This is a genomic window from Methanohalophilus levihalophilus, assembly GCF_017874375.1.
Taxonomy (GTDB): Archaea; Halobacteriota; Methanosarcinia; order Methanosarcinales; family Methanosarcinaceae; genus Methanohalophilus; species Methanohalophilus levihalophilus.
The window spans coordinates 97,618-111,111 of sequence record NZ_JAGGLK010000001.1; the positions used below are offsets into that span (position 1 = coordinate 97,618).

At 42.3% G+C, this 13,494-nt stretch carries 14 protein-coding genes and 1 pseudogene; 6 read left to right on the forward strand and 9 right to left on the reverse strand.

What is annotated here, in order from left to right; translation table 11 throughout:
- Positions 1-22: 22 nt before the first annotated feature.
- The 7 genes and pseudogenes from cfbC to J2755_RS00485 all read right to left on the reverse strand — a co-directional run bounded on the left by cfbC (position 23) and on the right by J2755_RS00485 (position 6,088).
- The gene (gene cfbC, locus J2755_RS00455; RefSeq protein WP_209677965.1) at positions 23-817 is read right to left on the reverse strand and encodes a Ni-sirohydrochlorin a,c-diamide reductive cyclase ATP-dependent reductase subunit; all 795 of its coding nucleotides are present in this window, start codon (positions 815-817) and stop codon (positions 23-25) included.
- Between the two features lie 9 nt (positions 818-826).
- Positions 827-1,936 (reverse strand): annotated as a pseudogene (gene cfbD, locus J2755_RS00460) (Ni-sirohydrochlorin a,c-diamide reductive cyclase catalytic subunit).
- A gap of 13 nt (positions 1,937-1,949) precedes the next feature.
- Entirely contained in the window at positions 1,950-3,305 is a 1,356-nt protein-coding gene (gene cfbE, locus J2755_RS00465) for a coenzyme F430 synthase (RefSeq protein ID WP_209677967.1), read from the reverse strand.
- A gap of 24 nt (positions 3,306-3,329) precedes the next feature.
- Positions 3,330-3,725: a sirohydrochlorin nickelochelatase gene (cfbA, locus tag J2755_RS00470; RefSeq protein WP_209677969.1), complete on the reverse strand. Its 396-nt coding sequence runs from the start codon at positions 3,723-3,725 to the stop codon at positions 3,330-3,332.
- A gap of 179 nt (positions 3,726-3,904) precedes the next feature.
- Complete coding sequence (locus J2755_RS00475; RefSeq protein ID WP_209677971.1) at positions 3,905-4,525, reverse strand: DUF2150 family protein; 621 nt, start codon at positions 4,523-4,525, stop codon at positions 3,905-3,907.
- A gap of 23 nt (positions 4,526-4,548) precedes the next feature.
- Positions 4,549-4,992 carry a UPF0179 family protein gene (locus J2755_RS00480; RefSeq protein WP_209677974.1) on the reverse strand — a complete coding sequence of 148 codons (444 nt, stop codon included), beginning with the start codon at positions 4,990-4,992 and terminating at the stop codon, positions 4,549-4,551.
- A gap of 34 nt (positions 4,993-5,026) precedes the next feature.
- Complete coding sequence (locus tag J2755_RS00485) at positions 5,027-6,088, reverse strand: NAD(P)-dependent glycerol-1-phosphate dehydrogenase (RefSeq protein ID WP_209677978.1); 1,062 nt, start codon at positions 6,086-6,088, stop codon at positions 5,027-5,029.
- A 150-nt stretch (positions 6,089-6,238) separates the two neighbouring features.
- Between J2755_RS00485 and J2755_RS00490 the strand changes: the two genes are divergently transcribed.
- From J2755_RS00490 to J2755_RS00515, 6 genes are all read left to right on the forward strand, one after another.
- A complete protein-coding gene (locus tag J2755_RS00490) occupies positions 6,239-7,087 on the forward strand; it encodes a DUF63 family protein (protein ID WP_209677995.1) in 849 nt (282 codons plus the stop codon).
- Position 7,088: 1 nt separating this feature from the next.
- A complete protein-coding gene (locus tag J2755_RS00495; protein ID WP_209677999.1) occupies positions 7,089-7,694 on the forward strand; it encodes a stage II sporulation protein M in 606 nt (201 codons plus the stop codon).
- 69 nt (positions 7,695-7,763) lie between these two features.
- Complete coding sequence (locus J2755_RS00500) at positions 7,764-8,921, forward strand: formate--phosphoribosylaminoimidazolecarboxamide ligase family protein (protein WP_209678001.1); 1,158 nt, start codon at positions 7,764-7,766, stop codon at positions 8,919-8,921.
- Between the two features lie 297 nt (positions 8,922-9,218).
- Positions 9,219-9,419, forward strand: a complete 201-nt coding sequence (locus J2755_RS00505) for a DUF5371 family protein (protein ID WP_209678004.1) — start codon at positions 9,219-9,221, stop codon at positions 9,417-9,419.
- 12 nt (positions 9,420-9,431) lie between these two features.
- Positions 9,432-9,914, forward strand: coding sequence for a type IV pilin (locus tag J2755_RS00510; RefSeq protein ID WP_209678007.1), 483 nt, complete (start codon positions 9,432-9,434; stop codon positions 9,912-9,914).
- 195 nt (positions 9,915-10,109) lie between these two features.
- Positions 10,110-10,601, forward strand: coding sequence for a type IV pilin (locus J2755_RS00515; protein WP_209678010.1), 492 nt, complete (start codon positions 10,110-10,112; stop codon positions 10,599-10,601).
- A gap of 56 nt (positions 10,602-10,657) precedes the next feature.
- Here the strand turns inward: J2755_RS00515 and gatD are convergent, their stop codons facing one another.
- Together gatD and argH are read right to left on the reverse strand one after the other, a co-directional pair.
- Entirely contained in the window at positions 10,658-11,902 is a 1,245-nt protein-coding gene (gene gatD, locus J2755_RS00520; protein WP_209678013.1) for a Glu-tRNA(Gln) amidotransferase subunit GatD, read from the reverse strand.
- A 27-nt stretch (positions 11,903-11,929) separates the two neighbouring features.
- The gene (argH, locus tag J2755_RS00525) at positions 11,930-13,408 is read right to left on the reverse strand and encodes an argininosuccinate lyase (RefSeq protein WP_209678016.1); all 1,479 of its coding nucleotides are present in this window, start codon (positions 13,406-13,408) and stop codon (positions 11,930-11,932) included.
- Positions 13,409-13,494: the final 86 nt, after the last annotated feature.

A 13,494-nucleotide genomic window follows, 5' to 3' on the forward strand; every position in this document is an offset into this window, starting at 1 on the left:
TCTCCGGGTGCATTTGTGAACCTTACCTTGTGAGTTCCCTTAACCTGTCGTCATCCAGTGATCCTGGGATTAAAGATTCGCTGCGTGTCATAATTGTTCTTGCAAGCTTACGATAGATTTCCGCAATATCAGTTTCTGGTGCTTTCTCAAGAACCGAGTATCCGTCACGCTCACAGTCCTGCACAATCTGCTTCTTGGGAATGAATGCGATCATCTCACTGCCAATTTCCTCGGCAAACTTGCTCACAATCTCTTCTTCACGACTTACACTTCTGGAATTGCAGATTACGCCGTTTAGGTTTGTGTTAATGCGAGCCAGTCCCTTGCAGATGTTGTTAGCAGCATATAGGGGCATGTATTCCCCGGAAGTAAGAACATAAGCTTCATTCACCAGTCCTTTTCTGATAGGTGCAACAAATCCTCCGCACACAATATCGCCGGGGACGTCATAGATGATGAGATCCATGTCATTCATGGATTTGCATAACTGCTTGAGTTTCTGGATGGCAACAATTATTCCCCTTCCTGCACATCCTATGCCGGGCTCTGGTCCACCGACTTCAACACACAGGACGCCGTTGTATCCTTCAAAAACAATATCTTCTTCCTTGATATCCACACCATCCCTGAGAAGATCAAGGATTGTAGGAATTCGTTTCCCTCCAAGGAGAGTAATGGATGAATCGCTTTTCGGATCGCATCCTATAATCATTACTTTATAGCCTTCATCCGCACAGGCTGCAGCCACGTTGGAGGCGGTGCTTGATTTGCCGATACCACCTTTTCCATATATGGCAATTCTTTTCTGAATCGTCATTTTTCCACCTTAATCCAAATCTTCTGCTACCTGTCTTAATGTAGCACCGAATTCAGACTCAACAATTTTGTTAACACCCAATGTCTTCGGGTGAAGATCAATCTCGACCATCACATGCTGATGTCCCATTTCCTTTAGTGGTAGAACCTGTCTGGGTCCGTTTGTGACAGAAATAAGTTCCATTCCTTCAAGGGCATCCATTGGGATTGCATGGGGTACGCCGGTAATAACTGCGAAATCAAAATCTGTATATTTTTCCTTGAGAAGCTGGCTGATATGTTCACCGGTAATTGCATATTCGTCCAGTCCACCGGTCACTTCGTGAATTGTGATTCCACGCTTCTCGAAATCCTCTTTCATGTTAATAGCATGCTCGCGAACCCTTGGTAAACCCAGTTCAGGATCAATGTTTGCCATATTCACAAGATTTTTCTATTTCCCCATTTCTGCCGCAACTTCATTGACAGCAACAGTGACGTCTGCAAACATGTACCCGGTTTCTTTCTTTGCATTCATAATACAAAGGCCCTTTTTACCTTCTTTCAATAATTCGATAACTCGTTTTGCGACATTGTATTTCATATCGCCACGGGAAGGTTCAAGGTATTCCCGACTTGCAGCTCCATGACGTTTTTCAACATTTGTTGCTTCTTCAAGCAAATGTTTCTGCCTGTCGAATTCATGCCTGTCAATGATTCCTATGTCAAGGGCAGATTCAAGTGCAAGAAGAACACCCTTTGTGTTCTCATTGTATCCTGCATGGACTTCCACTTCAATAACAGGTGTATCGAGGTTTGCTTCCATTACCGGTTCATGCATTTCTTCCCCGATAATCATACTTGCACAGGTGCCAACGACGCCGATGAGATTTGGGTTAAACATTTCCTCAACCTTGTTGAGCATGTTTACCAGCTTGTCATGGCCTCCAAAAACAAATCCGCTCTCGTCAAGAGCTGTGGTTACGACACGAATTCCATCTTCTTCCAGAAGGCGGGCGTGCTTGAATGAGCATCCTGCAGGTCCGTGAAGGATGGCTACATCTACGTTTAGATCCCTTAATGTGTAAAGCGCAGCCACAATTGAACTTGGGCGCGGGTGCATGATAGTAATATCTTCCATGTAATTTCTCCTGTTATCTGAAGCATTTCACGCATGAAATGATTATGTCGTTTTCTGATGTTAACTCAAGTGCAGTTGTTATGCCTTCTTCAAGGCTGCTGCAATATATGGCTTTATCTGTTCCAGTATCTTCCATTCGTTCTCCGACTAGAATCGGAACGTCAATTTTGTCGGCATATTTTTCCAACAGGCATTCAACTTCTTCCGGTGGTAGGCCCTCACAAACCTGTGCAGCATGTTCACCGATTATCAAAACTACTTTTTTGTCAGAATCGGCCCCTTGTATCAGGGCAGTTTCAGCATCTTCGATTTTTAATCCGGAACTGGAGTTGTCTACAAGTTTTCTCCCTTGAATACTTGTAATTCTCATCCTGCCTTCAACTCCCGAAAAATCGGCAAATGCATTTGCAATTGTGCTTGTGCTAATTCCAGCTTCTAAGGCAGCACAGGCAGCAGCTGCAAAAGCCATTGAATAGGATTTAGGATCGTAACCAGATTGCAGGACGATTTTGATGTTTTCATTTCCGCTCTTCAAAACTAATGAATCCGAGGATACTTTGATTTCCACATCTGCATTGCATTCGCCGTCGCTACTAAATGTGGATATTTTGCTTTTTGAAGTACTATTTTCAGCTCTTTCAAGATCAATGCAATTGAGGACAATCTTTGAATCTGGCTTTGCATTGCGAACCATCTGCAATTTAGCATCACTGGAATTGCGCTTGTTATTTGCAATTCCATATTCAGGTTCCAGAGTTGTTATGATGCCAATATCTGCAATCCCTGTTCCTCCAAGCGAATCTTCAAAAATGAATGCATCAACAGAAATCTCTTCTTCTTCAACAGTGCTAACTGCTTCAAGGATGCTTGCAGGTGCTATGCTTAGGCCTTTTCGAAGAAGTTCTTTTTTCGTGGGACTCAGGTAATAAAGACCACCGGAAGTATGCAAAACAACAGTTTTTTCTTTTGAAAGGATGGCTGCCAGCAAAAAAGCGGTGCTTGTTTTACCCCTTGAACCTGTTATCTCAAAGACTTGTTTTTCTTTGAGTTTTCCGGTTTTGCTAAGAATCATCTCAACTGCTTCATGATGGGTTATGATTTTTGCACCGGATTCCAGTGCTGACTTATGTACAGGATTATCGGGATCAAGATGTACGGGAACTACAACAATATCGTTTTCAGAAAAAGCGGGATTTTTTTCGGTAACTTCAATCCCGGAGGTTTGGAGGCCAGCAATACCTTCGTCTTTAAGAGATCCATAAACGTCTACAGCTCTGACATTTGAACCCAGTTTTGCAAGGGCTTTTGCAATAAAAACCCCGCCATGGGTCATGTCAAGAACTGTGTACTTTTGCTGGCCGGTATTCATATTTACCAGTTCAGTGTGGGGATTTTAAAGGACTTCCTTTGCCCTTTCAAAGACAAGATCTGCAAGAAGTGGGTGGTTCCCAAGAGGCTTGCCATAGACGATTGGTACTTCATTACCATCGATTGTTATCTTGCCTTCGTTAGTTTTGGAGTCCAGACCCAGAATTTCTGGAATGTCTTCTGTTATATGGACGCCTGATGCGAGGAAGACAGGGACTGCTGCAATGCGGGTCACACCTGTTCCCTGGAAGCTCTGCAATGCTTCTTCCACTGAAGGGCCACAGTTTTCCATGAATCCGGGAATTATAACATATTCAGGGTGCTTTTCTGCAATTGTATCTGCAATTGCTGTAACTACTTCCTTGTTGTATGGAAGTCTGCTGCCGTGTCCGATTGCCAGAATGCCTATTTTTTCACTCATGTTAGAATCACCATTGTTTTGTTAATTTTGAAATCTTGTTATTGAAAAGTAAGAATCTTACTTTCAGTAGGTGTTTGTGTTACTCCCTATGAGTAACGTAATACCATAAAAAGAATTCGGATTGGTCAAAATGTCAGAATAAAAAATTAAGATGAATTTGAAAAAAGAGGTTTGGGCGATTAAATTTCGTAATCGCCGTCATCTTCTTTGTAGCTATCGGCGCCAACCATGGCAGCTTCAATAGAGTCAATACCGTCCATTAGTTCAGCTACAAAACCATAAGGCATTTCTTCCAGTTTCTCAGCTGGAAGTTCTTTTTCGCTAAGTACAAGTGCTCCTATTTGGGCTATCAGATCGAGTGCTCCGTCGATGTCCTCAGCTTCTTCGGCCTTGACAGCTTCATCGATTAAGTCTTCAATGTTTGCATCAGCGTCAAAGTCTTCGTAGAGATATTTCTCAAAAGATGCAAAAGCTGCAACAAATGAGTTTTGAAGAGACTCGATCATGATTTCTGCATCTTCGGATATGTTTTCTGGTTTTTCAAGTACAATGTCCTGAATGCTCGCAAGAATATCATCGGTTTCTTCAGCGTCATATTCTCCATTCTGATGCTTTGCAATGACTTTCAGGCAGGCAAGTATTACATCATCCTGCATATTGACAAAAATAGCTCCGTCCTTGCTCTCCTCTTCGTCCTCGCTGAGCTTGAAGTCACTTTCTTCTACCTGCTTCAACCAGTTTGTCCAGCGCTCCTGCGTATAAAATTCATGAGTAATCTGTTTATTCTGGGTTGTCGGCATCTTCTTAAACCCCTTTAAATCCATTATGCTAATTTCAGTTCAACCTTTTTCAGGTTTTCCTCTTCGCCGATTTCTACAGGTCCAAATGTTTCAGTGATTATACATTTGTCTCCGTCTTTCAATCCGGCGGGATGACACAATTCAAAAGTTTCCGGGTCTTCGGTTTCACAATTTGGTGCCTTATACCTGATTGTTGCACCTTCTACTGCATTCTTGGAATCAATTGCTGCAACGATGGGAGCTTTTTCAACTACAACTACATATGCTCCTTCTTCGTGAACAAAACACTCCTGAAGCTTATCTGACCGAACTTCGGTAATCCTGTACTTTCTACCCCTTTCAAGATCAAGGCAAGTATTTTTCAACTTACATTTATCACATTCGGGAGCTTCCCTTTCAAAAACGAACTCCAGACCCTCCCGGGCAAGCTGGGTTCCGATAAGTGTGATCTTGGTGTCATCATCCATTGTTATCACCTGATTTGGTTCATGTATATATCTATTATGAAATTACTCCGGTTGTCTTTGCGACAATTTCCGCAGCATCCCTGGTAATCCCGGTTCCAAGGACAGTGTATCGTTCCGGTCTGATTTTATGACATTCAACAAGCGCTTCTAATATATATTTATCTTCAATCCCGAGAGCATTTGCGGTTGTTGGAGCATTGATAGTTTCGAGTCCCTGTTTGATTCTTCTCCAGTCTCCTCCATGCAGGTACATCATCAGGATTGTTCCCACTCCGCATTGCTCCCCGTGAAGTGCAGGGTTTGGTGCAAGCTTGTTAAGGGCATGGCTGAACATATGCTCAGATCCGGATGCTGGCCTTGAGGAACCTGCAATACTCATTGCAACTCCGCTGGAAACAAGTGCTTTAACCACCATTCTCACAGAGCTTTCAAGTTCAGGTTTAATGGATCCTGCAGAATCAATAAGGATGTTTGCCGTCATCTTGGAAAGGGCTGCTGCATATTCGCTGAATGCTACGTTCTGGAGGCGGTGTGCTAATTCCCAATCAAGCACTGCTGTACAATTGGAAATTATGTCTCCGCATCCTGCTGCAAGCAGACGATATGGTGCTTTTGCAATAATTTCTGTATCTGCAATTACTGCCATGGGGGCGTTTGCCTGTATGGATGCGCTGTCCCCATCTTTGATTATCGAGGCTCTTGATGATACAATACCATCGTGTGAAGCAGCTGTGGGTATACTCAGGAAAGGGACTCCGAGCTGGGTGGCTGCGAGTTTGGCAACATCAATGGAGCTTCCGCTCCCAACACCCATCAGGAATCCGATGTTTTCCTCATTAACGAGTTCCATTGCTCTTTCGACTTCTTCCATGGATGCCCTTTTTGCAACAAAAGTGTCAATGCTTTTTCCGCAATCTTCCAGCATGTCTTGCACAGGTTTTCCTGCAATTCCACTGGTTTTCTTCCCTGTTATGATGAGTCCGTGTTCTCCAAGCAATAAGTCCTGGCAGACCTCGTCTACCTTGTTGATAACTCCACTGCCTACAAGGACGTCTCTTGGAAGTTGCATCCACTTGCTGTTCTTAACGCTTTCCATCACTTAAACAAACCCTGTTTTTTCTTAAAGAGAGTTGTGAAAACACTTATATTATAGTTGCCTATGGTATAAACTGTATCGTCTTCAATATGAAGATTTCCGACTTTTGCCATCAAAAAGTAGGATATTGCTTTTCCTGTGAGGAGTAGAATGGGTGAATTAACAGATCAGTTAGTCCAGTTCATAAACCGCTATTACATTGATCCTGTGATCTATGATAGTGGCTATAATCCTGTCAACACCATTACTTGGGGTTTAATTCTCGGCATTTGTGTTTTCGGGGTTGTCAAATTGTTGCAAAAAATGGATGTTAAGATAGATGATCGTTTCATCTATTCTGTAATTCCGTTTGTCTTTGCCGGCTCTTCTTTACGGGTTCTTGAGGATGCGGGTATTTTCTCTGCTCCTCTGAGTTATCTTTTCATTACCCCTAACATTTATTTTGTAGTTTTTATTGTGACGACGATCTGCCTGATATTTTCAAAAAAGCTATTTGATTTTGGGAAAATAAGAAATTGGCATCGTTTGTTTTCAGGAATTGGTTTATTATGGTTCCTGTGTAATCTGGTTACATTGTTGTATTTTGAGGATATTCAAAGGCCGGATGCTTTTCTTGCAATTGTTCTTTTTGGAAGCGGGCTCGCTTTCTTAATTTACTACATTTCTACAAAAGCAAAGTTTTCAATCATAACCGACAGGGTCAATTTCACCATACTGTGGGTGCATCTGCTTGATGCATCATCTACTTTTGTTGGAGTTGATTTCCTGGGCTACTATGAAAAACATGTTGTACCTGCATACCTTATTGATCTCACAGGAACGGCTCTGGTTATGTTCCCGCTGAAACTTGCGATTTTTCTGCCGGTCATTTACATATTAGATAGTCAGTTCAAGGACGAGGAATCAATATCTTTAACAACATTTGTGAAAATGGTTATTATTGTACTGGGTTTGTCTCCTGCGTGCAGGAACACTTTGAGAATGACGCTGGGTATTTGATATGTTTGGATTTCTTTCCGATTCGGATGTTGTGGAAATAAAATCTTATGTGGGTGAGATAAAACCGCTTATTATCCTAGCCACACTTGTGTTTTTCATCAGCGCAGTACTGGGTTATTTGTTCACATCCATGAATCCGGATTCTGCTGGATTCTCCCTTCAGGAGCTCGAATCCCTTGTGGAACTTATTGAGGGGCTATCGCCACTACAGATAATGCTGTTCATTTTCCTGAACAATTCGATAAAAAGCTTGTTTGCAATATTGCTTGGTGTTTTCTTAGGAATAATACCATTCATTTTCCTTGCATACAATGGTTTCATATTGGGTGTTGTGGCCTATATTTTCGGTTCGGAAAAAAGCCTGCTTTTCGTTTTGGCTGCAATCCTGCCTCATGGGTTAATCGAGCTTCCTATGATATTCATATCAGTTGCCATTGGAATGCGTGTAGGTATTGCGTCATTTGATATTGTGCGTGGGCGTCCGTCAAATGTAAAGGCCGAACTTTCACGGGGGCTTTCAATTTTCTTCAGGTTTGTGGTTCCAATGCTTCTTATTGCTGCAGTAGTGGAGACATTCATAACCCCATTTTTCATAATTTCATTTTGATTTCGCCGCAAAAACCTTTTATCTATCTCTCGTATTAATAACCCAGAAACCAATGATGAGGACTTCCAGATGATAGACAGAAAAGAGATTATCGAAATCGCTGAAAATTATACCTATGATGACGTTCGCATCGGTGCAATCGCATCCCATTCCGGCCTTGATGTATTTGATGGTGCCGTGGAAGAAGGCTTCAATACGTACGCAGTCTGCAGGAATGGTCGTGAAAAAACCTATGCAAATTATTTCCGTTCCAAACGGGATGCTCAGGGCAATGTTATACGCGGAATAGTTGATGACTATGTCTGCTATGATGGTTTCGATGAAGTACTGTTGAAAGAGAATCAACAACAATTGGTTGATACTAATACTCTCTTTATTCCAAACCGTTCATTTACTTCATACTGCAGCATTGATGAAATCGAAAACAATTTCGCAGTGCCTCTTGTCGGTAGCCGGAATATGCTTCGCAGCGAAGAACGAGGTCTCGATCAGGACTATTACTGGCTACTTGAAAAAGCAGGCCTTCCATTCCCTGAAAAAATCAATGACCCTCAGGATATTGATGCTCTTTGTATAGTTAAGCTCCCTCACGCAGTGAAGAAACTTGAACGCGGATTCTTTACCGCAGGCACATATAATGAATATGTGGAAAAATCCGAGTCTCTCATCAAACAGGGCGTAATTACCCGCGAGGCACTCGCAGAAGCCCGTATTGAGAGGTATGTTATCGGCCCTGTCTTTAACTTCGATTTATTCTATTCTCCAATTGAAGAGGAAATGGAAAAAGTTGAGTTGCTTGGAATTGACTGGAGATTCGAAACAAGTCTTGATGGTCATGTCAGGCTTCCAGCCCCTCAGCAGATGACTCTTGCAGAACATCAGCTTACTCCTGAGTACACGGTGTGCGGGCACAACTCTGCTACTTTGAGGGAATCCCTTCTGGAGAAGGTCTTTGAACTTGCCGAGGTTTACGTGAAGGCTTCACAGGAATATTATGATCCTGGTGTCATCGGCCCATTCTGCTTGCAGACTTGCATCGACAAGGATCTGAATTTCTACATTTACGATGTCGCTCCCCGTGTAGGTGGTGGAACCAATGTGCACATGTCTGTGGGTCACCCCTATGGAAACACTCTCTGGAGGAAACCAATGAGTACAGGGCGCAGGGTTGCCATGGAAATTAAGCGTGCAATTGATACGGATCAGCTTGGGATGATTGTAACTTAAATCATTCCATTTCTTTCTTTTCTTTTTTTATTAATCGATTCTGGAATAGTATTCGTATTCCCATATTTCTGAAATCGACGAAAATGCTATATAAAAAAGACACAATACCTCATTATGATGAGATATCTTTGATCACTATCAATTTCTTTTGTTTTTTTCTCCTAATGTGCTGTGGACTCCAACCTTTTTTTGTTTTTGAATGATTCGCCGAAAGGGTTATATAATAATCACCATTATACTCATAATGATGAGACAGGTCATGTGTACTCACATGATTTATCTAATGGAGCCTTCAGAATGAAAATTGTACATGCACAGACTGTATTAACAGAGGAGCAATTAGAGGCTCTGAAGAAGAAAGCTAATGAGTCTTCTACTAAAGAGGCGCTCAGTGTTGCTGTACAACATTTTCTCGAGTGTGAGTACACGGATATGAACGATGAAATGTGGACCCGCAAACTCGAGAAAGTAGTACAGAAAAAGAGTAAAAAAGACTAAGGAGTATTTAATATGAAATTACCAGAAATATTTAAGAGAGACGATGCAGTGTCCCCGGTCATCGGTGTTATCCTGATGGTCGCCATCACTGTCATCCTCGCAGCTGTAATCGCTGCATTTGTATTCGGACTCGGATCACCAGAAACTGCCCCACAGGCAAGTGTTAAGGGAAGTACTGATACCGTAAACTCTAACAGTGCCGTTAAAGTTGAACATCAGGGTGGAGACGCAATTACCATGATTACTTCTAACACCAAAGTAACCGTTGATGGTACGGAAATTGATACTTATAACACTAGTGCAGCTGATAAATTTGAAGCTGGAGAAACTCTCTATCTTGTCAAGGCCTCAGGTGGGGAATATACCCTTGGCAACTTAAGTTCAACCACTGTTAATGCTACCGCTGCATTTGCAGCTGCTGGTGAGACTGTTAATATCAAGGTCATTGATGTTCCAACTCAGCAGTTGATTGCAGACTTTGATGTAAGATTCTAATCTTAAATAGTGAGGGCGGCATTGCTGCCCACCAATTTTCTTTTTAGTTTTTCTTTTTTTCAAAAGTATATTTTGATATTGGAACACTCAATTTAATGAGTAACTCGCTAATAATAATTCTGGAAACCTCAATGAGATGTTAGTTACAATTTAAAAAATGGTGCAAAAAAGATAGGACTACTAATGGGGTATGATATGAAAACGTCAAATTTATTTGAAGAAGAACTGGCACTAACTCCTGTAATTGGTACCATTCTGATGATTCTTATTGTTGTTATTCTCGCATCTGTATCTGCTATTTTCCTTTTTGATTTAGGTGTATCTGACGAACCTCCTCAGGCAAGCATCAAAGGAACACTTGGAAGCGCAAATACGGGAAATTTCAATGTTATAATGATAGAGCATCAGGGTGGTAGTGAAGTTATGCTGAATGTTGCCACTACAAGAGTCGAAATTAATGGTGAAGCTGTGAATCTTGATGCTTTAGCTGGTGCAAATGTAGAATTCGAGGCTGGTGATGTTCTCTATCTTGTAAAAAATGGCTCTTCCACTCCTTACTGGCTACTTCAGACAAGTAATTCAGGAGGTGCGCAGGAGAATGTTCTCGGTTCAGGTGATACAGTTGGTGTCAAGTTTATTGACATAAACAGCCAGGCGGTTATCTCGGATTTTGAAGTTAGTTTCTAAATCTAATAACTAATAGTACTTGATGTGCCTTCCTCATTTCATTTTTTCAAAAAAAGTCATTTAAGGCTGCAGCACGCAATCTCTTTGGCGACCGGATTCTGCATAAACTCTCTTATTTTATCCATATCATCAGTCTGTCCCAACACCCACATAAGTTTGACAAGCGCAACTTCAGGCAGCATATCTTCAGCTTCGATTGCCCCTGCTTTTATCATATCCCTGCCTGTGTCGTATACTCTATCACAGATACGTCCGTTAAGACACTGTGACGTCACTATTATCGGGATTCCTGCTTTCGTTGCTCTTTCTATTTCAGGAACCCAATCCGTGGAAACATGCCCAAGTCCAGTTCCTTCAATTACGATTCCTTTGTATCTCTTATCAATGTAGTAGGAAAGAACTGCCGGATCTGCTGCCGGAGTGAATTTTACTAAAGCACACTTTGGTTGTATTGTTTCAAAAAGTTTCAGCTTTTTCTCACCGCGTTTTGCATAATTCAGGTTTGTTGTAATTTCCCGGTTTGAGTAATCAACATGTCCTATTGGTTCTGAATTGAGTGATTTGAAAGCATCCCTGCGGGAAGTGTGCATCTTTCTCACACGTGTGCCGTAATGAATTGCGCACCCGTCGTCAGAACTGCTCTCATGCATTACAACACAAACCTCTGCAATATCGCTGATTGCGACAGTTGCCGCGCAGATCGCATTCATCACATTGTCACTGCTTGGTCTGTCTGCACTTCTCTGGGAACCAACGAAAACTACAGGAACCGGGGTTTGCAGCATGAAAGAGAGGGCTGCTGCCGAATACATCATAGTGTCTGTGCCGTGGGCAATGACAATCCCATCAGCTCCATTCTCTATTTCCTCAGCAACAGCACGAGCAAGATCAATCCAGGTTTCCGGTTTCATATTTTCGGAAAGTATGTTTGTAATAATCCTTCCCCGGATGTTTGCGATTTCCTCAAGTTCTGGAATTGCTTTAACAATGTCATCTGCAGAAAAGTGGGCGGTTACTGCACCTGTGCGGTAATCCACCTTACTCGCAATTGTTCCGCCTGTGGAAAGGATCGTAATGTTGGGAAGGTTCTTGTTTGCTTGCGCTTTTTCCTTATGGGGGATTGTTTTTCCTTCAGCTTTTTTCTCAATCAAAGTAATTTCTGCACCTTCAGGTTCAATTCCCACGTTATAACCGTTTTTCATCTTCACCACAATATGGCCGGTTACCGAAGGCATGGCTACACCTTCATATTCATTACCGTTTCTTGTGACTCTGATTATATCTCCCAACTCGTAATCCATATTTTTCCCTTTGCGTAATTATGAAACTTAATTGTCTTTTGTGAATTCATTGACGGATTTCATGAGATTAGCCAGTGCATCATCAATGTTTTCACTGATTTTGGCAACTTTTCTTTCTTCCACTAAAAGCTGCTCTCGCACCCTTGCAATTGAATTGCCTATTTCTTCTGGATTCGGTCCGCCGATGTTGTTCCTTCTCTTTATATTAAGCATTGGATCAAGGGCTTCTTTTACCATCTGTTCAGTGAGTCCGCGTTTAATCAGGCTTTCCCCGAGGATGTCTTTTCCGGCTGTCTCGATGTCTGAAATATCCGGTTCATTTTCCATTCGTGCAAGCTGGCCGACTATCTGGTGAGCTGTCCGGAAGGGGATATCACATTCTCTAACGAGGGTGTCTGCAAGTTCTGTAGCAGTTGTAAATCCAGTTGTTGATTGTTCTGCAAGTATATCTTCATTGATTTTCATGGATGCCAGCATTCCTGCTGCAACTCTCAAAGATGCACGGCAAGTCAGGACACTATTCCAGATGTGGGGCGTTGCTTCCTGAAGATCTCGGTTGTAACTTAATGGCAATCCTTTGCAAATTGTAAGTAATGCTATAAGGCTCCCGGTTGCAACTCCGCTTTTTCCTCTCAGGAGTTCTGCAGTGTCCGGGTTCTTCTTCTGGGGCATTATTGATGAAGTGGAAGCATATTGGTCTGAAAGTTCAATGAATGAAAACTCGGTTGAAGACCAGACAACCAGCTCTTCTGCAATGCGCGTCAGATTAATCATAATGCATGAAATCACTGAAGCGGTTTCTATCAGGAAGTCACGACTGCTAACAGCATCCATGGAGTTTTCAATAATCTCATTAAAGGCCAGCAGTTCCCGGGTTCTTTCCCGGTTTATGGAAAAGCCGGTTGAAGCAAATGCAGCTGCACCCAGTGGTGAGCGATTCACACGGGCGAAGCAATCGATTGCTCTTTCAAGATCTCTTCCCAAGGCCTGCTGATGTGCCATCATGTGATGTGCCATTGTTGTTGGTTGTGCATGTTGCAAATGAGTGTACCCGGGCATCAAGGTTTCCCGGTGCTTACCTGCCAATTCAAGTAATACGGCACGTATATGCACTAATTCTTCCATCATTCCCAGAAGCTCTTCTCGTAATCTCAGCCGTATGCAGGTTGCAACTTCATCATTACGAGATCTTCCGGAATGCATCCTTCCGCCGACGTCTTCACCAACAAGATCTATTAGTCTCGCTTCCAGAGCAATATGAATATCTTCATATGAGTGATCAAGCCTGTCAATTCCTTCTTCCCTGACCTGCAGTAAACCTTTAAGGATTGATCCGGAATCGGATTGTTTGATAATTCCCTGTTCTGTAAGCATTACGGTATGTGCAAAATCCACAAGAATATCTGCATCAAAAATCCATCTGTCGGCTTTGAGAGATGTTGTGTATTCCATAATCTCTTCATCAGGAACCGACTCCAGCCGTCCGCGTCGCAGGATGTCACTCATAAAATACCTCGGGTGTCAGGATCAAAAGTTAAAGGGCTTATTTCCCTTTTATACATGGTCTTTGTAAATAAAAGTAGCTATTTGCT

Bases quoted from the DNA above. Each gene is read 5' to 3' on its own strand.
- J2755_RS00475 (WP_209677971.1), bottom strand. From the start codon at position 4,525: ATGCCGACAACCCAGAATAAACAGATTACTCATGAATTTTATACGCAG.
- J2755_RS00510 (WP_209678007.1), top strand. From the start codon at position 9,432: ATGAAATTACCAGAAATATTTAAGAGAGACGATGCAGTGTCCCCGGTC.
- J2755_RS00495 (WP_209677999.1), top strand. From the start codon at position 7,089: ATGTTTGGATTTCTTTCCGATTCGGATGTTGTGGAAATAAAATCTTAT.
- J2755_RS00515 (WP_209678010.1), top strand. From the start codon at position 10,110: ATGAAAACGTCAAATTTATTTGAAGAAGAACTGGCACTAACTCCTGTA.
- J2755_RS00490 (WP_209677995.1), top strand. From the start codon at position 6,239: ATGGGTGAATTAACAGATCAGTTAGTCCAGTTCATAAACCGCTATTAC.
- J2755_RS00485 (WP_209677978.1), bottom strand. From the start codon at position 6,088: ATGGAAAGCGTTAAGAACAGCAAGTGGATGCAACTTCCAAGAGACGTC.
- argH (WP_209678016.1), bottom strand. From the start codon at position 13,408: ATGAGTGACATCCTGCGACGCGGACGGCTGGAGTCGGTTCCTGATGAA.
- J2755_RS00505 (WP_209678004.1), top strand. From the start codon at position 9,219: ATGAAAATTGTACATGCACAGACTGTATTAACAGAGGAGCAATTAGAG.
- cfbC (WP_209677965.1), bottom strand. From the start codon at position 817: ATGACGATTCAGAAAAGAATTGCCATATATGGAAAAGGTGGTATCGGC.
- J2755_RS00480 (WP_209677974.1), bottom strand. From the start codon at position 4,992: ATGGATGATGACACCAAGATCACACTTATCGGAACCCAGCTTGCCCGG.
- cfbE (WP_209677967.1), bottom strand. From the start codon at position 3,305: ATGAATACCGGCCAGCAAAAGTACACAGTTCTTGACATGACCCATGGC.
- J2755_RS00500 (WP_209678001.1), top strand. From the start codon at position 7,764: ATGATAGACAGAAAAGAGATTATCGAAATCGCTGAAAATTATACCTAT.
- cfbA (WP_209677969.1), bottom strand. From the start codon at position 3,725: ATGAGTGAAAAAATAGGCATTCTGGCAATCGGACACGGCAGCAGACTT.
- gatD (WP_209678013.1), bottom strand. From the start codon at position 11,902: ATGGATTACGAGTTGGGAGATATAATCAGAGTCACAAGAAACGGTAAT.